The sequence below is a fragment of the Bacillus sp. S2(2019) genome, from assembly GCF_005144805.1.
Taxonomy (GTDB): Bacteria; Bacillota; Bacilli; order Bacillales; family Bacillaceae; genus Bacillus; species Bacillus altitudinis.
In genome coordinates, this window is record NZ_SWFL01000002.1 from 808,559 (window position 1) to 827,915 (window position 19,357).

General features: G+C 42.6%; 16 protein-coding genes. 5 read left to right on the forward strand and 11 right to left on the reverse strand.

What is annotated here, in order from left to right:
• Nucleotides 1-272: 272 nt before the first annotated feature.
• The 5 genes from FBF75_RS09275 to FBF75_RS09295 form a co-directional block, all read right to left on the reverse strand.
• Nucleotides 273-1,574: a pyrimidine-nucleoside phosphorylase gene (locus tag FBF75_RS09275; protein ID WP_039164991.1), complete on the reverse strand. Its 1,302-nt coding sequence runs from the start codon at nt 1,572-1,574 to the stop codon at nt 273-275.
• 24 nt (nt 1,575-1,598) lie between these two features.
• Nucleotides 1,599-2,780: a NupC/NupG family nucleoside CNT transporter gene (locus FBF75_RS09280; RefSeq protein WP_017358632.1), complete on the reverse strand. Its 1,182-nt coding sequence runs from the start codon at nt 2,778-2,780 to the stop codon at nt 1,599-1,601.
• A gap of 167 nt (nt 2,781-2,947) precedes the next feature.
• Nucleotides 2,948-3,619, reverse strand: coding sequence for a deoxyribose-phosphate aldolase (gene deoC / locus FBF75_RS09285; RefSeq protein WP_017358631.1), 672 nt, complete (start codon nt 3,617-3,619; stop codon nt 2,948-2,950).
• Nucleotides 3,620-3,703: 84 nt separating this feature from the next.
• Entirely contained in the window at nt 3,704-4,648 is a 945-nt protein-coding gene (locus FBF75_RS09290; RefSeq protein WP_048002487.1) for a sugar-binding transcriptional regulator, read from the reverse strand.
• A gap of 60 nt (nt 4,649-4,708) precedes the next feature.
• Nucleotides 4,709-5,584, reverse strand: coding sequence for an aldose 1-epimerase family protein (locus FBF75_RS09295; RefSeq protein ID WP_035702610.1), 876 nt, complete (start codon nt 5,582-5,584; stop codon nt 4,709-4,711).
• A 239-nt stretch (nt 5,585-5,823) separates the two neighbouring features.
• Here FBF75_RS09295 and FBF75_RS09300 point away from each other — a divergent pair, with 239 nt between their 5' ends.
• Nucleotides 5,824-7,647: an acyltransferase family protein gene (locus FBF75_RS09300; protein ID WP_136944657.1), complete on the forward strand. Its 1,824-nt coding sequence runs from the start codon at nt 5,824-5,826 to the stop codon at nt 7,645-7,647.
• Between the two features lie 129 nt (nt 7,648-7,776).
• Here FBF75_RS09300 and FBF75_RS09305 read toward each other — a convergent pair whose 3' ends face one another.
• From FBF75_RS09305 to FBF75_RS09315, 3 genes are all read right to left on the reverse strand, one after another.
• Nucleotides 7,777-9,048 (reverse strand): MFS transporter, encoded by a 1,272-nt coding sequence (locus FBF75_RS09305; protein WP_046526804.1) that lies wholly within the window; start codon nt 9,046-9,048, stop codon nt 7,777-7,779.
• 192 nt (nt 9,049-9,240) lie between these two features.
• Nucleotides 9,241-10,335 (reverse strand): saccharopine dehydrogenase family protein, encoded by a 1,095-nt coding sequence (locus FBF75_RS09310; RefSeq protein WP_136944658.1) that lies wholly within the window; start codon nt 10,333-10,335, stop codon nt 9,241-9,243.
• On the reverse strand, nt 10,332-11,039 hold the full coding sequence (locus FBF75_RS09315; protein ID WP_136944659.1) for a class I SAM-dependent methyltransferase: 708 nt from the start codon (nt 11,037-11,039) through the stop codon (nt 10,332-10,334). The genes FBF75_RS09310 and FBF75_RS09315 overlap by 4 nt, the downstream gene beginning before the upstream one ends.
• 125 nt (nt 11,040-11,164) lie before the next feature.
• Between FBF75_RS09315 and FBF75_RS09320 the strand changes: the two genes are divergently transcribed.
• On the forward strand, nt 11,165-12,172 hold the full coding sequence (locus FBF75_RS09320; protein WP_136944660.1) for a helix-turn-helix transcriptional regulator: 1,008 nt from the start codon (nt 11,165-11,167) through the stop codon (nt 12,170-12,172).
• 35 nt (nt 12,173-12,207) lie between these two features.
• On the opposite strand, the gene yidA is transcribed toward FBF75_RS09320, so the two are convergent.
• On the reverse strand, nt 12,208-13,020 hold the full coding sequence (gene yidA / locus FBF75_RS09325; protein ID WP_008345739.1) for a sugar-phosphatase: 813 nt from the start codon (nt 13,018-13,020) through the stop codon (nt 12,208-12,210).
• Nucleotides 13,021-13,331: 311 nt separating this feature from the next.
• Between yidA and FBF75_RS09330 the strand changes: the two genes are divergently transcribed.
• Together FBF75_RS09330 and FBF75_RS09335 are read left to right on the forward strand one after the other, a co-directional pair.
• Nucleotides 13,332-13,691, forward strand: a complete 360-nt coding sequence (locus FBF75_RS09330; protein ID WP_007498034.1) for a MerR family transcriptional regulator — start codon at nt 13,332-13,334, stop codon at nt 13,689-13,691.
• Nucleotides 13,692-13,835: 144 nt separating this feature from the next.
• Nucleotides 13,836-14,819 carry a Gfo/Idh/MocA family protein gene (locus FBF75_RS09335; protein ID WP_008345742.1) on the forward strand — a complete coding sequence of 328 codons (984 nt, stop codon included), beginning with the start codon at nt 13,836-13,838 and terminating at the stop codon, nt 14,817-14,819.
• 41 nt (nt 14,820-14,860) lie between these two features.
• Here the strand turns inward: FBF75_RS09335 and FBF75_RS09340 are convergent, their stop codons facing one another.
• Nucleotides 14,861-16,375: a methyl-accepting chemotaxis protein gene (locus FBF75_RS09340; protein ID WP_017358622.1), complete on the reverse strand. Its 1,515-nt coding sequence runs from the start codon at nt 16,373-16,375 to the stop codon at nt 14,861-14,863.
• A gap of 318 nt (nt 16,376-16,693) precedes the next feature.
• Here FBF75_RS09340 and FBF75_RS09345 point away from each other — a divergent pair, with 318 nt between their 5' ends.
• Nucleotides 16,694-18,031 carry an amino acid permease gene (locus FBF75_RS09345; RefSeq protein ID WP_007498042.1) on the forward strand — a complete coding sequence of 446 codons (1,338 nt, stop codon included), beginning with the start codon at nt 16,694-16,696 and terminating at the stop codon, nt 18,029-18,031.
• Nucleotides 18,032-18,249: 218 nt separating this feature from the next.
• Here FBF75_RS09345 and FBF75_RS09350 read toward each other — a convergent pair whose 3' ends face one another.
• Nucleotides 18,250-19,350, reverse strand: a complete 1,101-nt coding sequence (locus FBF75_RS09350; protein ID WP_052320660.1) for a DNA alkylation repair protein — start codon at nt 19,348-19,350, stop codon at nt 18,250-18,252.
• Between the last annotated feature and the right edge of the window lie 7 nt (nt 19,351-19,357).

Here is a 19,357-nt window from a genome sequence, read left to right on the forward strand (position 1 = left end):
ACCAGCGCGCAGGACTGACACCGAATGCGAGGGTTTGTCTTCACGCTGGGACGAGCTTTTGCTCGTCTTAAGAACTTGGTGTTGTTGTTGGTCCCACATAGTAGCTGATAAATCCAATGATCATCAAGACAACAAAAATAAAGAGAATGAGTTTGAGCATTCTCATGGTTTATCCCCTCCCACTCATCTAACTTATCATATCTAGAAGAAGCACTACCTAAAATTTACATAAAAAAAGACAAAAGCGATTCTTCACTTTTGTCTTTTTCACTTTATTCTGTAATCACTGTATGAATCAAAGTCGGAGCATCGGCATGGTCAGCGATGCGGATGTTGTCATAAATTTTCTCCATGACATTCGCAACATCTTCACGATTTGCATGCAGCGTCACGAGAGATTCGCCTTTTTCTACACGATCGCCTACTTTTTTGTTAAGCATGATGCCAACAGATAGGTCGATATCGTCTTCTTTTGTTGCGCGTCCTGCTCCAAGAATCATCGCTGCAACACCGATTTCGTCTGCGACGATTTCAGCGATCACACCTGATTCTTTTGCCGGCACTTCGATTTGATAAGGTGCTTGTGGCAGTTTTTCCGGTTGATCTACAATCGAGCCGTCTCCACCTTGGTTTTCTAAAAATTCCTTGAATTTCTCAAGTGCTTTGCCGTTTTTCATGACTTCAATTAGCTTTTCTCTTGCTTCATCAAGTGTCTCTGCTTTTTTCGCAAGAACGACCATTTGACTTCCTAATGTGAGCACAAGCTCGTTTAAGTCTTCAGGGCCTTCGCCTTTAAGCGTGTCAATCGCCTCTTTCACTTCAAGGGAATTTCCAATCGCTAATCCTAGCGGCTGAGACATGTCTGAGATGACAGCCATCGTTTGTCTGCCAACATTATTTCCGATACGAACCATTGCTTTTGCAAGCTTCTCAGAGTCTTCAGGTGTTTTCATGAAAGCACCTGCACCTGTTTTCACATCTAATACGATTGCATCTGCGCCAGCAGCGATTTTCTTACTCATAATCGAGCTTGCAATGAGCGGGATTGAGTTAACAGTCCCTGTTACATCACGAAGGGCATACAGTTTTTTATCAGCAGGTGTCAGGTTGCCTGATTGTCCAATGACCGCTACTTTATGACGGTTCACCAGCTCGATGAACTCGTCTTTTGTAATTTCAACGTGGAAACCTTTGACTGCCTCTAGCTTGTCGACAGTTCCACCCGTATGTCCAAGACCACGCCCAGACATTTTTGCAACAGGTACATCAAGTGCTGCAACAAGAGGAGCGAGTACAAGCGTTGTTGTATCGCCTACACCGCCTGTTGAATGCTTGTCTACTTTAATGCCGTCGATAGCAGACAGGTCAATTGTGTCCCCTGAGTTTGCCATAGCGAGTGTTAAATCTGCACGTTCTTGGTCCGTCATATCTTGGAAGAAAATCGCCATCGCCAAGGCACTTGCTTGGTAGTCAGGAATTGTTCCGTCCGTATAACCTTTGACAAAGAAAGAAATTTCCTCTGAAGATAATTCTTTTCCGTCACGTTTTTTCGCAATGATATCTACCATTCTCATTGTTTTCACCATTCCTTTTTTAGTTTAGTAAATCAAACCGACAACGCCTGCTGTTAAGAAGCTGACGAGTGTTGCACCGAATAACAGCTTTAATCCAAAGCGTGCGACAACGTTTCCTTGTTTTTCATTTAAGCCTTTCACTGCTCCAGCAATGATACCGATAGACGAGAAGTTCGCAAATGACACAAGGAATACAGAAATGATCGCTTCTGTACGAGCAGTGAAATGAAGACCGTCGCCAGATAGAGCAAGCATCGCTACAAATTCGTTAGATACCATTTTAGTCGCCATAATACTTCCTGCTTGTACCGCTTCACTCCAAGGTACACCAACAAGGAAAGCAAATGGTGCAAACACATATCCAAGTACATCTTGGAAAGAAACACCGATGGCAGCTGTGAAAATACCATTAATCATCGCAATTAATGCAACGAATCCAATCAACATCGCAGCCACAACAATGGCTACTTTGAAACCATCCATAATGTATTCGCCGAGCATTTCGAAGAAAGATTGTCTTTCTTCTTCTACGACTTCAAGCATGTCTTCGTCTTTAGACACTTCATATGGATTGATGATAGACGCAATAATAAATCCACCAAATAGGTTCAGCACAAGTGCTGTAACAACGTACTCCGGTTTAATCATTTGCATATACGCACCGACAATGGACATTGATACAGTCGACATCGCAGATGCACACAATGTATAAAGACGCTGTTGAGGTAATAATCCAAGCTGTTTCTTAATGGAAATGAACACTTCGGATTGACCTAAAATCGCTGACGCTACGGCGTTGTAAGATTCTAGTTTCCCCATTCCATTGACTTTACTAAGCAAATACCCAATTCCGCGTACGATCAGCGGAAGGATACGCCAATGCTGCAGGATACCAATCAAGGCAGAAATGAAGACGATCGGCAGCAAGACATTGATAAAGAAAGTTGACGCATTATCATTCATTAAACCGCCAAATACGAAGTTGATCCCTTCACCAGCATAGCCTAGAAGCATTTGGAATCCTTTTGCAAAGCCCCCGACTAGGAAGTTCCCAACACCTGTATTGAGCAGAATATAACCTAAAATAAATTGCAGTACAATCATGACAATGACTGGACGGAATTTCACTCGCTTTTTCCCGTTACTTGCCAGCCATGCAATGGCGAGAATCACCAGCAAACCGATAATACCAATGACGTATTTCATGTTTTTCCTCCTTGAATGAATTCGTTTACATTAATGTGCTTGTATGGAACAAACCCTATTTCGCAAACAAATTGCGGAAGAAAATCCCAGAAATGAGACCCTTCCGCATATGACTTTTTCATCATCTAATGAGTCATGATTGTTATCCTACCATAGGATCGTATGAATTAATAGTCTTTAGAAGGAGCTGATTGATCCCCTTTAATAATGGAAACGCCTGCACTGGCACCAATACGGGTTGCGCCTGCAGCTGTCATCGCTTCTACGTCTTCTTTTGTTCTCACGCCGCCTGATGCTTTGACACCGATGTCAGGTCCAACTGTTTTACGCATTAATGCGATGTCCTCAGCTGTTGCACCGCCTGTACTAAATCCAGTCGATGTTTTGACGAAATCAGCGCCAGCTTTTACAGAAAGTTCACAAGCTTGTACTTTCTCTTCATCCGTGAGTAGACAAGTTTCAATGATGACTTTCACTAAGGCTTTGCCTTTTGCTGCGTCTACAACGGCACGAATATCTTGTTCAACTGCATCATATTCGCCATCTTTCAATGCCGCAATATTGATGACCATGTCCACTTCAGTTGCACCGTTTTCAATGGCATCCTTTGTTTCAAATGCTTTCACTGCTGTTGTGTTTGCACCTAACGGGAAACCGATGACTGTACATACATCAACGCCTGTTCCTTCTAGTTCTTTCGCCGCAAGAGATACCCAAGTTGGGTTCACACAAACGGAAGCAAATTGATATGTCTTTGCTTCTTCTAGTAACTGCATGATCGCAGCTTTAGATGTATCTGGTTTTAGTGCTGTATGATCAATGAGCTTTGCTATTGTCATGATTCACACTTCCTTTTAAATATGATACTTTCATCTTAAATGACTATTGAACAATTGTAAATATAGTTATGAAATTTTGTTCATCTATTTTGTGACATTTAAAAGAGCTCTTGCTGTGTGCTGATCGATCATCAATACGTTCGCATATTTTCCTCTCAGCGCCCCATGGATAGAGGCAACCTTTCGATGTCCACCAGCAACAAGAATGGAGCGCTCTTTTGTTCTCAAATCATCCAGCTCCACACCGATTGTGCGATTATTAATCGCTTCACTGCAAATGCGTCCTTCTTGATCATAAAAACGCGAACAGATATCTCCGACACTGGATGTCTTGAGCAGCGCCTTTTCTTCTTCACGGAAATAACCGAGTCTAAACAAAAGCGCCTCATCTCTTACCGTCCCAACAGTAAACACAGCGATATTTGCCTGTTTGCCCATTTCAATAATGCGCTGAATATGTCTGTCCTGTTCGACCATCTCTTTAACGGCGGCACTATCGAACACAACAGGCAGTGGCAAATAGCGTGGTGCCGTTTGAAAAGCTGATGCAAACAGCTGAATCGTTTCCGCAGAATATGTATTCACATGTGAATGGCTGATTCCACCTTTCAGCTGAACCACTTCTACCCCTTTTACCTGTTTAGGTTGCATCTTTTGAGCAATTTGATACATCGTGGTGCCCCAGCTCACTCCAACGATATCGCCGTCTTTCACCGTATTTTGAAGATAATCTGCACCAAACCGGCTCAAGTAATCCGTAATCGTTGGATAATCGTCCTTTGGCGAAAATACCACATGAGCCTCGAGCAGATCATATTTTTCTTTCAGCAATAAGGACAGCTCATTTAAATCCTCAAATGGGTCCATCACTGTAATTTGGACGTACCCTTTTTCCTTCGCATACTGAAGCAGACGAGACACCGTTGGCCTCGACAGGTCAAGCTGCTTGGCGATTTCCTGCTGACTGTAATCAGATAAGTAATAGAGCCTTGCTGCTTCAATACTTAATTGCTGTTTGTCCCGATCCATTCGTACGCCTCCTTTTTTCCTCTATCATAACAAATTGTTCACTTCACCATGCACAAATGTTCATTTAAAGAAAATGGTGTAAGCTGCGTGAAAGGTCTCTTGCTTCTCTAAGGTTTGAATGCCGAATTTCTCCTTATACTGCCCGTTTGTCCCTTCCATATCAGCGATCCCATACCAAGGCTCAATACAAACAAAAGGAGCCATTGTTCCCTTTTCTTGATCATATGGAGACCAAATACCAACGAACGGAAAACCACTGAGATCGACCTCAACGCCGTGACCTGCTTGAGAAGTCAATGATACTTGCTCAATATGACTAAAGATCATTGCATCGTTCTGAAAAAGTTCTGGGCGAAGTTGAATCGACTCAAACTCAACACCTTTCTTCTTCTCTCTCACAAGTGAATCATGAAGTTCATATTGAATTGGATCATGTTCGGTGGAAGGGATCAATGTGAGTGAATAATCAGCTGTCTGCTCGCCTTCAACAAGCGGGACATGAAATGCCGGATGCCCACCAATCGAGAAATACATCGTGCCATCTCCTTCATGAACAATTTCCCAGGAAATCGTTAGTCCATTTTCCGACAGTGCATAACTGATGCGCGCTGTAAATTCATACGGATATTGTGACGTGTGACGGCCATTTGATTGATATTGAAAAATCACCTGATCTTTTGCTTCTTCAAATAGTTCAAAATCAACATCACGCAAAAATCCATGCTGCGAGAGTTGATACGTTTGATCGTCTATCTTGTATTGATCATCCTTCAACCGTCCGACAATCGGAAATAAGACGGGCGACACCCTGCCCCAATAAGCAGGGTCACCAGACCACATATATTGACGTCCACTTTCTTTATGAAGCACCTCTCTCACCTCGGCACCTCTCTCATTGATTTGAACCAATAACAGATCATTTTCAATCGTTCTCATTCAACACATCCCCTTTCCTTCTTCTTTTATTATGACAGGGATTTTCGGTTTGAGTATAAAAATAAGAATCCCTCAAGCCTTAGAATAATTCTTCATATAAAAAAATTTTAAAAAAGACAGAAATTCGCCAACAAAATGTAATGCTGATTCGTCTAATCTTATATAAAATAAAAGAATCGTTGTTCTTTTGGAGTGACAACAAAAAAGACGCGTTTGACATTGATGGGGGATTCTTTTTCATGAACAGCAAGGAAAACCGTTTACGTTACATATTAGGATTAGATGGGCTGAGAGCTGTTGCCGTATTGGCGGTCATTGCTTATCACTTACATATTGAACCCGCAAGCGGCGGGTTTCTTGGCGTTGATTTGTTTTTTGTGATTTCTGGTTACTTGATTACAACCATCTTGCTGCATAAGCAGGATTTGGGCTATCAAGAGCTTCTGCCTTTTTGGATGGGCCGCATCAGAAGGCTGCTTCCAGCTGCCTACGTCATGATTTTTTTAATCGTCAGCTGGTGCGCCATTGCTGGTTCAAATGCATTAATGTCCATTCGTGGCGATGCCTTATCGTCCTTTTTTTATGTGAGTAACTGGTGGTATATTTTTCATCAGCTCTCTTACTTTGACAGCTTCAATGCTGTATCTCCACTAAAAAATTTATGGTCTTTGGCGATTGAAGAGCAATTTTATCTCATTTGGCCTGTACTGTTGATTGCTGGACTGAAATGGGTGAAAAATAGATCCCATCTTCCTATGATCACCTTTGGTCTGGCACTTGTATCTGCGTTATGGATGGCCATTCTCTATTCACCGGATACTGACCCAAGCAGGATCTATTATGGAACAGACACACGTGCGTTTGCACTCCTCATCGGGTGCAGTCTTGCATTTGTCTGGCCCATGCACAGACTTTCCAGCAGAAAGTTACTTCCTGTCGGCAGACGTATGTTACAAATAGCCGGATTCGGTTCGATGGTCATTTTCCTCTTATGTGTTTATGCAGTCGACGAATTTGACGGCTTTCTCTACCAAGGCGGTATGCTTTTATTCTGTTTGAATGCAGCGATCTTAATTGCGTGTGTCTGCCATCCTGCCAGTCTTATTGGGAAATGGCTGTCTTTTCAACCACTCGTTTGGCTCGGAAAGCGGTCTTATGGCATCTACTTATGGCATTATCCAATTATCGTGCTGACCACACCGGTCATTGAGATTGGACAGCCTTCCATAGGACGTGTCACATTGCAGCTCATCGCAATTCTACTCATATCAGAGGCTTCCTATCGTTTGATCGAACAGCCGATTCGTAAACTCGGGTTTAGACACTATTTTGCCTCTTGGTCGATTTGGAAAACAGGAATCAAGCAATGGTCTATGTCCAACAAAGTGTTTCTTGGGATTGCCGCAGTCCTTTTGATTTTATTTACCATTGGCATGTCTAGCTCGTCTCATACATCCCCACATGCCAAGGAAGTAACACAAATTAAGACAGCGCCCCAAAAGGCAGGCGGTCAGACAGAATCAAAAGTGAAGAAAAAGAAAGACAAACATGAGAAAAAAGCAGCGGATCCTAAACAATTTAACCAAGTTCTTGCCATTGGTGATTCCGTCATGTTAGACATTGCTTCAAATTTAGAAAAGGCCTATGAACCCATCACCATTGACGCAAGGGTCGGAAGGCAAATGAACGAAGCCATCCGCATCGCCCCTCAATATGCTTCTTTTAACAAGGCTGATGCCTCTGTTATTATTGAGCTTGGCACAAATGGTTATTTTACAGAGGGGACTTTGACCTCATTCATTCAACATTTCTCGAAGGCTCATATTTTTCTTGTGAACACTCGCGTTCCAAGATCTTGGGAAAATGATGTGAATGCAGTCATTGAGCGTGTGGCCAATCAACATCACAATGTGAGCTTAGTCGATTGGCATTCAGCCGCTACCGGACAGCCATCCTATTTTCAGCCAGATGGTGTTCACCTTTCCACAAAAGGCTCTGACACATTGACTGAGCTCATTAAAGCCAGTATCAAGAAAAAAGGAGATGTGTCCTCAGCATCATAAGAAAGCTAGCATCCTGTGAAGACATGTGTGCAGTTGCTCTGTGTATTTTGATAGAAGATTCAAAAAAAGACATGCTTTCCAATGATTGGAGGCATGTCTTTTTTTGTGATGGATGAGCACGGAGCTGCATTATGTTTTACTTTTAAAAGACCAAACGATGACAGGGATGAGAATTAACGATAAAATTCCTCCGCTTAAAGATAATGTAGCATAACTCGTATTCGCCACGACCATTCCTGAAAGGGCACCGCCAGAAGCACCTGCTAACGCAACAAAAACATCGAGTGTTCCTTGGGTTTTTGCCCGGGTTGATGGATCTGTAGAATCCACTATTTGAGCAGTACCACTAATTAAACCAAAGTTCCATCCCAATCCAAGTAAAGACAAAGCAATGATTAATAGAATCATTGAATCACTTGGTGCGAATGCTGCTAATAAACCAGCAAGTAACAATGTGATGCCCGACGCTATGCTCATAGCTGTTCGTCCTAGTTTATCTACAAGTACACCCGTGATAGGTGAAGGAAGATACATGGCCCCTATATGAAAACCAATCACAATGCCCACTTCGGCTAATCCATGACCATGATGCTGCATATGCACCGGTGTCATGGTCATGAGTGCCACCATGACAATTTGAGTTAAGATCATCACTGTGGCACCTACTGTAAGCCCTTTTTTATCTGTTTTTTTATCAGCAGCATCTGCTTTATTTCCATGACCATGTTCTGCTTTGTAAGTTGCTATTCTTCGGGCAATGTCTAATGGATCAGGACGCAACAGAATAAAAAGGACAAGACCAGCTACAATAAATGCTACTGCTGATAAAATAAAAGGACCGGCAAGTGCTGGAACACCAATGGACACTGCAAATTTACCCATCACTTCAACTAAATTCGGACCTGCTACTGCTCCAAATGTTGTCATGACCATTGTTGTACTAATGGCAGTTGCACGCTGTTTAGAATTCGCTAAGTCCGTCCCAGCATAACGCGCTTGTAAGTTCGTGGATGTTCCTGCTCCGTAAATGAAGAGCGATGCAAATAATAAAATGACACTATTCATCATAGCTGCCAGCACAACGCCAATTGCTCCGAGCCCTCCAGCAACAAAACCTGTCGATAAACCGATGCGTCGTCCATAACGTTGCGAAAGCTTTCCTACAATGAAAGCTGACCCAGCTGACCCCAAAGTAAATAAAGCGATTGGGACTCCTGCATAGGCTTCAGTTCCAAGCATTTGTTGCGCTAAAATGGCACCTACCGTAATTCCTGCAGCTATTCCAGCCCCTCCAAATATTTGCGATAGACTGACAACGAACAATACTCGTCTATATAAATTTTTCAATTTTTGGGGTGAATCTATATAATTCTTCACTACATCTTGTTCTGTATCTAACACTTGTAAACACCCACTTGAGATTTATTTGCCCAATATAACCATTATATCAGTTCCGACTACAACCCTTGATTAAATCTCTTCCACCTCTCGGCCATTTCATGGAGAGCAAGCGGTTGTTTTCGGATTATGAATAAAGCGCCCACATGACTGACCTGTACTTTTGAGCTGATGCGTATCTTTTGTCGTTTTCTTTTATGCCGTTAAAAGGCTGGCTCTCAATGCTAATGCGTGCTTTTCGTTCGTTTTTTGATCCACCAACGCAAAATCACCATTCTCATACGCTAATGAAAATAATTCTTCGATATGAAAGACACCTGCCTGAAACTGCTTGCTCAATACATGCAGTGCCACAGCACTTGCGACTTGAGCCGTTGCTTGAGACTCATCGCGACCTTTTATTCCAAGCGCTGCTTGATGAATTTCGTTACCCTTCATTCCTACCGCTTCCACTTTCACTGCATATTGATCTGTACCCATTTGAGCAGATTGAATCAGTGAAATGGCACGTTCCTTGATTTTCGGCATCGTGAGAAGGGACGTCATTCCGAGTTTCCTTGTGAGAGCAAATGCACGTGTCGCCGCGCGAGAATCAAAACAGAGCCTTGTTGTCACAGAAGGCACATGGAGCGTCGAAGGCAATGTTTGCTGGTCAGAGAAAGGAAACTGATAGGCTTGCCGCTTTCCAAGCGTTTTGCCAAAATCAATGCGTTTCCCTCCAGTAAAACTTTTGACTTTCTTTCGCTGATGATTCTTCGTCAGCTCATAATCCGTATGCACATGATCAAGCGTCCATTCAATAGCTGCTTTTCCATGCTGGTCGCCTAACCCAAGCATGATACTAATATCAATTTGCTCCACAGAGGTCAGAATAGATGCCGCCTTCGCTGCAAGCAAATTGGTGAGACCAGGTGCAAGACCTACGCTCAGCACAGCCGTTGCGTTCAATGATTGCTGGACCTTTGCTAGCTTCTCAATATAGGCTCCTTTTGCTGAAATATCGAGATAATCAATACCTGACCGTAAGCATGTTTCAGCAAATGACGTGTCATCTTGATCAAGACACATGATCACGAGTTTCGTTTCATCCATCCAGTCCGTATCCATTGGTTGTCTTACGTCTATCTGAAATGGACGTACACGCCCATTCGTTTGGCGTGCAAATTGTTCAGCCTTCTCATAACTTCGGCCAGCCGCAAAGACTTGGCCTGGATACACGTCACTTAATTGAAGACATATTTGCTGCCCCACATGTCCATAGCCGCCTATCACCATCACTTTTGACCTCATTTTCCAACCGCCTTTCTATTGCCTCTTTTACAAACAATCCCTTTGATCATGCCAGCTTGAAAATAAGGTCTGATGTCTTGAAATCCCGCTTCGGTTAATTGTGCTGTCATCTTTTCTTCAGACACGGGATATGTTGTGACACCCAGCCTTTCTCGGAAGGACGTAAACACTTCCTTTCCCAAGCCTTGACGCTTCATGAATAGAGAAAGCATATGAAGCTCCTGCTGAAATGCAGGCGTTTCTGGGTCTCCTTGAATAAACGCCAGCACGAGAGGCGCCCCTGGCTGAAGCCGGCGGGCGATCTCCTGTAAAAAGGTCAGCTGATCTTTTACAAAATGAATGACAAGCAAACTTACTGCTGCATCGTACAACTTTTCAACCGGCACTTTGTCTAAGGCCATCTCATACCATGTGACGCGATCTTGCATATGAAGCTGTGCCACTCTGCGCTTGGCCATATCAAGCATGGTTGGAGATGGATCAACCCCTATGATATGCCAGTCTTTATTTCTTTGAAGCATGTTGATGATCTCTTCGCCCCCACCTGCTCCGACTGTTAACATGCGAGAAGCCGCTCCCATTAATTCGATTTCTACTCTATCCACTGTCAGCTCATGCAAAAGATGATAGCCCGGTACTTTATGTGCAATTGTCGCCGCATAGGATTCAGCAACAGGATCATGCCAATGTTGATTTACACTCATATGTCTTCTCCTCCAGTTTCCGCTTTGCTTCGTTCCCTTTACACTAACGGTATGTTATCTTCATTGTAAGAAGATAGATGAGAAAAAACGATCCCTAAAAGTGGGGATATTGAGGAGGAGATCAAATGAACAATCCAGCCGCTCATTTTCAGCAGCTGAGAAAAAACATTCGAGATGAACTTGCTGCTATCTGTGATTTTGATGCTGCCTGTATCACAACCATTGATCCAGCTACTCTCCTCTCGACGGGTTCTTTTACAGATGAACCGATTGAAGCCATACATAACGAGCTGTTTCAAAATGAATATTTAAAAAAAGATGTGCACCAGCATGAAGATCTAGCGAAAGGTCCTGTCCACGTTGCCAGTCTCGTCCAAAGCGGAGAATACCTCAATAGTGGTCGATACCAGCACATTTTGTTGCCTAACGGATGGGCAGATGAATTGCGGGCAGCCCTTGTGATTCAAGGTGAATGCTGGGGAATCGCCAGCCTTTATCGGAAAAAGGAGAAGGAACCTTTTCATGAACAAGATATACAAGCGGTTAGTCGCCAAACACCAGCACTCGCAGCCAAGCTGAGAGATGAACTTTTTAAAAGAAGAGAAACGGAAGAAGATGAAACGGCGGAACACCAAGGCTTCCTCATTCTTTCACACGATTACCATCTTCTTTATGGAAATGAAACCGGTCTTCATTGGCTCCACACCTTCCAAACCTTTGAGCAAATTCATGACGGTGCCATCATGCCCCGTCCGTTTAGAGCATTAGGTGCTAAGCTTTTATATGGCGGCGGTGACCAAACAGCGGTCAGCATCACCAGAATGCCGACAGGGCGTTTTCTCTCTCTTCAAGCATTTCGTTTAGCACAAGCAGCCGGGCAGGAAGAGGCTGTCATGATTCATATTAAACGAGCTCAAACAAGTGACATCCTTCCTTATATAGCGAAAACATATCGGCTAACAGAAAGAGAAATGAACGTCCTTGACTGCTTAATAAAAGGACAATCCACAAAAGAAATTGCCAGTACGTTATTTATCTCGCCTCATACGGTGCATGATCATGTAAAGGCGATGCTCGAAAAAACAAATTTGAACAGCAGACGTATGCTTGTTTACTTTTTCTCACACATATAAAAAAGCGGCTACCTCATTGGTAGACCGCTCTTTCTTTATTTTCCGATGACTCGCTCATGCAGAACATGTGCTACTCCTGCTTCGTTATTGGATTTTGTCACAACATCCGCAACTGCTTTGACATCTTCAATGGCATTTCCCATCGCAACGCCACAGCCCGCAAATTCTAGCATCGACACGTCGTTCCCATTGTCACCAATCGCCATCACTTCTTCACGAGAAATCCCCAGTTCATGCGCTAGAAGCTTCACAGCATTCCCTTTGCTCACATCAGGATGAAGAATTTCTAGGAAGAAATCTGTGCTTTTTACCATCATGTACTGATCCTTCACTTCAGATGGAATGGCTTGTATCGTCTTTTCCAAACGTTCCGGCTGATCAATATACATCATCTTCGGAAGTCTCATGGATGGGTCTGCCTCTTCGACAGGTAAATACTTGAGCGGCAATTTCGTTAAGTACGATTCAAGTACCGTGTATTCACTAATATCCCGATTTGGTGTGTATAGATGAGCTGAATCGAAATAATGCATAGGTGTATCCAGCTGACGGCTCAGTTCATATAAAGAAGTCAAATCATCATAGGATAAAGTTAATTCTGATACGACTTCATTTGTATGGCTGTTTTGTACAAGCGCTCCATTATAGGCGATGACATAATCCCCCTCTTGATCAAGCTGCAGCTCTTTTAAATAGCGATGCACCCCGCCAATCGGCCGGCCTGTACATAAAACAATTTTAACGCCTTCTGCCTTCGCCTGTTGAATGGCTTCAAACACCTCATCCGGCACCATATGCTGATCATTTAATAACGTACCATCCATATCAATTGCGACTAATTTATACATTCACTGCTCCCCTTTTCTCAGCAAAACATGCTGTCACTATTTTGAGTGATCATCTACATGATCACATGCTGTTCATCATACTATGTACCTATTTTAGCCTATCGTTTTTTTCTCACACTGTCTACTTGTTCATATCTGTAACAAAAAATCACTTCATCCTCATCTATTATAACCTATTCTATGAAATCCGCTGTGAATAGGACAGACCTGTCATTTTAACAGTATGAAAAGGAACAAATGTTCATCGGAGAATATTTTGAAACTAGCAAATCTAATTGTATGATGGATAGCAAAGAAAGGAGGTGCAGGGAATGATTACATTTACGAGAGGCAAATTGTCAAAAATGTCTGGTGTACATATTGAAACCATTCGTTTTTATGAAAATGAGGGTGTGCTCCCCGAGCCTAAGAGAGCACATAACGGCTATCGTTTATATGATAAAAAATATGTACTCATGCTATCCTTTATCACTGAAGCAAGAAAGCTAGATTTTTCACTCAAAGAAATTCGAGAAATTATCACGTCACTATTCGAGAAACAGTCGAAAACAGAAGCGGAACAGCTGCTCGAACAAAAAGTAGAAGATATTCAAAAATCCATTCAAGAGTTAAAAAAGAGGAAGGCGGCCATTCAACTGTTAACGAAACAAACATTAGCTAACATTAGTTAATTGTAGAGACTGCCAAAGATGTGCCGGTATTTTTTACTGGCACCCCTCTGCGCCTAGCTGTTAAGTACACGTTGTATGAAAACATCAGGTATACTAGAGACAGCTTGACGTGACATCAATCGTATGGAAGGGGTTATGAATAGAATGAGAATAGCAACCATTGGAACAGGTGTGATTGTGGAAGGTTTCCTCCAGGCAATTGAACAGCTTGAAGGTGCTTCTTGCCACGCTGTCTATTCAAGGAAGGAAGCTACGGCAAAGAAACTCGCAGATCAATTTGGGGTGCAAACGACTTATACGGATTTAACCGCTATGTTAGAAGATCCCCACATAGAAGCGGTATATATCGCATCACCCAATCGTTTACATAGCGAGCATGCCACGGCTGCATTGAAACACGGAAAACATGTGATTTGCGAAAAGCCTTTTACCTCTAATGTGAAAGAGCTAGAAGCCTTAATCGCTCTCGCAAAGGAAAAGCAGCTCTTCCTATTTGAAGCCATTACGACCGTTCATATGCCCAACTATCATTTAATCAAAAAACACCTTCATCAATTAGGCAGAATCAAACTCGTTCAATGCAACTATAGTCAATATTCAAGTAAATATAATCAGCTGCTCGCCGGGGAAACGCCGAATGTCTTTAACCCAGAGTTTTCTGGCGGTGCCCTCATGGATATTAACATTTACAATGTTCATTTCATTATGAATCTATTTGGTTCACCGAAAGACATTCGTTACCAGGCCAACCGCCATCCAAACGGCATCGACACATCTGGTGTTTTAACTTTTACTTACAATGATTTCATCGCCACAAGTGTTGGCAGCAAAGATACAAGCAGTATGAATTTCGCTTTGATTCAAGGGGAAAAAGGGTTCCTGCATGTGAAAAATGGTGCGAATGGCTGTGAGGAAGTGTTGCTGCATATAGGAGACCAAGTCACTTCACTCAATGCACAAACCAATTCAAACCGCCTGTTTTATGAAGCGGAAGCATTTCAGCATATCATTGAAACAGGAAATGTCGAAAAGTGTTATGAATGGCTTGATGACAGTCTTTCTGTCATGAAGGTTCTTGAAGCCGCTAGGAAAGACGCCGGTATTGTTTTCCCAGCGGATCATGCTTAAATAAAAAAACCGCCTTCTGATGAAAAGGCGGTTTTTTGACATTAGATACTCTTTGAATATGCCACCAGACGCTGAGACATATGATTCACTTCATCAACTGAAGCGTTCACTTGCTCTGTTAAAGCAGCCTGTGTTTGCGTAAGAGCTGTCATATTGGAGATATTTTCAAGAATTTGATCGATTTGTGTTTTCATTTCAGTTAAACTAGATTCGATATTTTCTGTCGCATTGGCACTATGAAGCGCTAGCTTACGCACTTCATCGGCAACGACTGAGAAACCGCGTCCCTGCTCGCCTGCTCTTGCTGCTTCAATCGCGGCATTCAAACCAAGCAGATTCGTTTGGTTTGCCACTTCTTTGATTAAGTCTGAAATGTTCTTCGTCTCATCTGCACTGTTTTTCGCCAGATTAGCAGCAGACGTTGACTGCTCTTGAGCGACAGCAAGCTCTTGTGCTTGGTTTGTCACAGAACTGATGCCAGATACCATTTCACTAATAGAACTTGAAAGCTGCTCTACTTGAGAAGCCATTTCATTCGCTGTTTTTTCTTTATTTTTTTCTAACGTAATATCACGAATCGTTCCTGCGACACGTAAAGGGACACCCTTCTCATCACGAATGGTTTCACCGCCCGCATGATACCAGCGATACTCGCCATTTTTACTCTGCAATCTATAATCAATGTCAAATGGTGTGCGGCCAGAATGGTCATTTAAGTGATCCGCAAAAGCTTGGAGAGCCGATTCTTTATCTTCAGGATGCAAACGATCACTCCAGCTGCTCAACACGTTCGGGAAATCCTTTTCATCTGTAAAACCAAGCGTTTTTCTAAACTGTGGAGACCACCAGAATTCATTGTTTGGATTGACAGGATCGCCAGCCTCTACAACCATATCCCAAGGCGCTTCCACAAGCGCACGGTTGATCAAGTCATATCTTGTCACGAATGCTTGCAGCTCTTCTTCTTTCAATTTCTGATCATGAATATCAAAAAGAGCCCCTGCCACACGAAGAGGTACACCATTTCGATCTCGAATCGTCGTTCCAGTTGCTTTGAACCAGCGATAATCGCCATTTTTCAACTTCAGACGATACTCGATATCATACGGTGTACGGCCAGAATGATCCAATAAATGCGTAGAGAATGCATTCAAGGTGTATTCCTGCTCATCTGGATGAATTCGAGATGCCCAGCTGTCTAAGACATTCGGAAAATCGTTTTCATTTTGGAAACCTAGCATTCTGCGGAAATCATCCGTCCATGTGAATTCGTTTTTTGGATTCACAGGATCTCCTGCTACAACCGTCATATCCCATAGACCCACTTGAATGGCTTTTGTCACTAAATTCATACGCATATGAATATCTTCTTGCGCTTCTTGCATCTTTTGCAACGCTTCATTTATTTGAGCCACTGCTTCTATTGTTTGACTAGAAGAGAATGCAGCAGTATCAATTCTGGCTGAAAAATCTCCCTTCTCTATTCGTTCAACTAATTGACTGCTTTCACTTAGAAGGGCCTCCGACGATGAATCACTTGCTTTTCTCATAAACATCTTCAATAACTCCTTTCATTCTTTCGTACGTTTTTGAAATATTTTACAGTTATAAACAATTCTTTATTAGGACTTTAGTAATACAAAAGATATATCGACAAAAACTGAAAATTGTTTATGTCAGAATGAAGGCAAAAGTTCATTTTTTCACGAAGTTTCAGATTTTGGGGATGGGTCATGGAAAAGATTTATGGAAGAAAACGGCTCATTTGATAGAATCAACCGCCTATTTTGTCTGAAAAATCTCTTTTTTTATATTGACACTGACCGCTCGAAAAAAGAAAATGGAACATAAGCATTTTAAAAAAGGAGAACGTCATGAGCGCGAATCAGGAACAACACGAATTAAAAAAGCTTTTATCGCCGCGTCATATTCGCATGATTGCGATGGGCGGGGTCATTGGTACAGGAATCTTTAAAGGAAGTGCCGATACAATCGGCTTAGCAGGTCCTGGAGTTATCTTTTCCTATGTATTTGCTGGATTGCTTCTTCTCATTGTCATGGCGGCTTTAGCTGAAATGGCCATCGTCTACCCGGGGAATAACCTTCGCGACCTCATACAGATTGCGCTTGGTCAACGTTTTTCATTTGTTGTCGGATGGGTTTACTGTTTTATGTGGCTCACTGTATGTGTCATTGAAATCATTGCAGCGGGGAGTTTGCTTCAATATTGGATGCCAAACGTACCATTATGGTCTTTATGTTTACTTTGCTCGCTCTTAGTCATCGGAATTAATTTAAATAATGTAAAATACTTTGGTGAAATTGAGTTTTGGTTCGCTGGAATGAAGATTTTCGTTATTATTGTGTTTATTATTCTCGGTGCTGCATTATTATTTGGAATCATTCCGAGCGAACAAAGCACGCCTGTTCTCACCAATTACCAAAACTTTGTCCCGAACGGATGGGGTGCTGTCTTTGCCTCATTATTAGTAGTGATCTTCTCGTATGGAGGCTCTGAATTGATCGGGCTGACCATTACAGAAACAAAGGATGCAGAAAAGGTGTTACCTGGTGTTGTCAAAAGTATGATGTGGCGCATCATCTTGTTTTACACACTGCCGATTTTGATTATTTGCGGACTCATTCCTTGGAATCAAATCGATCCGAATAACAGTCCTTTTGTCCAAGTCTTTTCAGCAGCTGGCATGCAGGGTGCCTCTCACTTCATTAATTTCGTCTTAATTACAGCTGTTCTATCTGCCGCCAACTCTGGTATTTACGGTACGACGAGAATGATTCATTCTCTATCTAAATCAGACGGCGGTCCAAAAAAGCTGGCACAGGTCAACAAAAGAGGTGTACCTATTTTAAGTTTATGGGTGACCGTTCTGTTTCTTTTAATCGGAACATTCTTTGCTTACTTGTACCCAGATCAAATTTTCAGCTATATGCTGGCTATCCCTGGTTTTGCGGTTTCTCTTATTTGGATCAGCATCTGTCTGGCTCATTTGAAACTGCGTCCAAGATATCCGCAGGAACCGTATTTCAAAGTTTGGTTATTTCCGTATTTCACTTTATTTGCTGGTCTTGTACTCAGTGTCAGTTTTGTTCTGTTCCTATTCAGACCAGAGAACTTACCTAGCTCGATTATCAGTATCGGTTTCTTAGCAGCCGCCATCATTGCTTCATTCTTAATGAAAAAGAAAGCTTAGAAACGAAGCAAAAACCCGCCTCAGTGGCGGGTATCAAATTGTTGACAAAGGGCTAAAATGAACTTGATTTTAGCCCTTTGTCTTCTTTTCAGCGTGATAGAAAACCTTTGCAGTCTAGGAAGGACGAGTACTGGCGCGGAGCGAATTTGACATTCGTGAGCACCAGCGCGCAGGACTGACACCGAATGCGAGGGTTTGTCTACACGCTGAAACCCGCCTCAGTGGCGGGTTTTTTCATGAGCAGCTGCTGCGACTTCGAAATCAACAGACGCTTTTGGGATGCCGTTGATGATGATGGTTAATGTATGAATGCCCTCATAGTGCTTTCTCGTTGTCATATTTTGAAACGACTGTGACCGGACAAATTCTCTATGCAGCGCCGATCCTGTTTCAAATTCTGTGATTTTAAATACCTTTTGATTGCGTGTACCACGAGCTTTCACGTAATCAATGGCATACTCTACGCGCAGCTTTAATGGCTTATCAACCTGAAGAATAAAATGAAAGGTCAGTTTCTCTCCAATACGAACGGGGTCTTGCGTCACCTTCAAATCCGTTACTTGGATAGACGGATCATCTCCATAGCCAAATAAAGCCATGATATCTGGATCGCCTTTTTTCAATAACGTACGGGATGCATGTTTGACAATCCAGTTTGTATGTTCATTGGTTCCATACCAGCTTTTGACCATTTGCTTCATGAGGTCTGGCTGAATTGCAGAAATATCATTTAAATGATTCGCCACACTTTTTTGCACATACTTGGCCGAATCTGACTTCAAATTTTCTAAAATGGGCAGCGTGACAGAAGGGTCCTTTTTCAGCGCAGGGACGGATAATCCCCACGGCAAACGAGGCCTGCATCCTTCACTAGCGAGACGGCGAATATGTTCATTTTGATCCTGTGACCACACAAGCATCTGCGCCAGCATTTTCTCTTGATCTCGAATGAGAAAAGGTCGAACGGCAAATTCAGCAGTGGAAAACGGTGTAAAGAATTCAAGTGCTTTGATCGAGATATTCCAATGGTCAACACCATATGTCTCGACGTAGTCTGGAAATACAAGCGCACTGAGCCCTGTAAAATGCGGTGCTGTCTGACGCAGTACATCGATTGCCTTCTCATAATCCTCAGGCAGACAGGCGTGCATCGATTCAGTTACTCTTCTCATTCGTCCTTTCAACTCGAGCTGCTCCCAATCCTCTTGAAACACAAGCTGCTGAAAGTGATCAGCATCAAATACAGTTGACGCTTGCGCAAGTTTTTCTGCTAAATGTTGAATAAATGGTTTATTATATACATGTTTTAAAGGTTCGATCGTGTCC

Excerpts from the sequence above, each read along its gene's own strand:
- FBF75_RS09310 (WP_136944658.1), bottom strand. The coding sequence starts at position 10,335 with ATGAGGTCAAAAGTGATGGTGATAGGCGGCTATGGACATGTGGGGCAG.
- FBF75_RS09330 (WP_007498034.1), top strand. The coding sequence starts at position 13,332 with ATGATTACATTTACGAGAGGCAAATTGTCAAAAATGTCTGGTGTACAT.
- FBF75_RS09315 (WP_136944659.1), bottom strand. The coding sequence starts at position 11,039 with ATGAGTGTAAATCAACATTGGCATGATCCTGTTGCTGAATCCTATGCG.
- FBF75_RS09290 (WP_048002487.1), bottom strand. The coding sequence starts at position 4,648 with ATGGATCGGGACAAACAGCAATTAAGTATTGAAGCAGCAAGGCTCTAT.
- FBF75_RS09275 (WP_039164991.1), bottom strand. The coding sequence starts at position 1,574 with ATGAGAATGGTAGATATCATTGCGAAAAAACGTGACGGAAAAGAATTA.
- FBF75_RS09335 (WP_008345742.1), top strand. The coding sequence starts at position 13,836 with ATGAGAATAGCAACCATTGGAACAGGTGTGATTGTGGAAGGTTTCCTC.
- yidA (WP_008345739.1), bottom strand. The coding sequence starts at position 13,020 with ATGTATAAATTAGTCGCAATTGATATGGATGGTACGTTATTAAATGAT.
- FBF75_RS09340 (WP_017358622.1), bottom strand. The coding sequence starts at position 16,375 with ATGTTTATGAGAAAAGCAAGTGATTCATCGTCGGAGGCCCTTCTAAGT.
- FBF75_RS09300 (WP_136944657.1), top strand. The coding sequence starts at position 5,824 with ATGAACAGCAAGGAAAACCGTTTACGTTACATATTAGGATTAGATGGG.
- FBF75_RS09345 (WP_007498042.1), top strand. The coding sequence starts at position 16,694 with ATGAGCGCGAATCAGGAACAACACGAATTAAAAAAGCTTTTATCGCCG.
- deoC (WP_017358631.1), bottom strand. The coding sequence starts at position 3,619 with ATGACAATAGCAAAGCTCATTGATCATACAGCACTAAAACCAGATACA.
- FBF75_RS09320 (WP_136944660.1), top strand. The coding sequence starts at position 11,165 with ATGAACAATCCAGCCGCTCATTTTCAGCAGCTGAGAAAAAACATTCGA.
- FBF75_RS09295 (WP_035702610.1), bottom strand. The coding sequence starts at position 5,584 with ATGAGAACGATTGAAAATGATCTGTTATTGGTTCAAATCAATGAGAGA.
- FBF75_RS09280 (WP_017358632.1), bottom strand. The coding sequence starts at position 2,780 with ATGAAATACGTCATTGGTATTATCGGTTTGCTGGTGATTCTCGCCATT.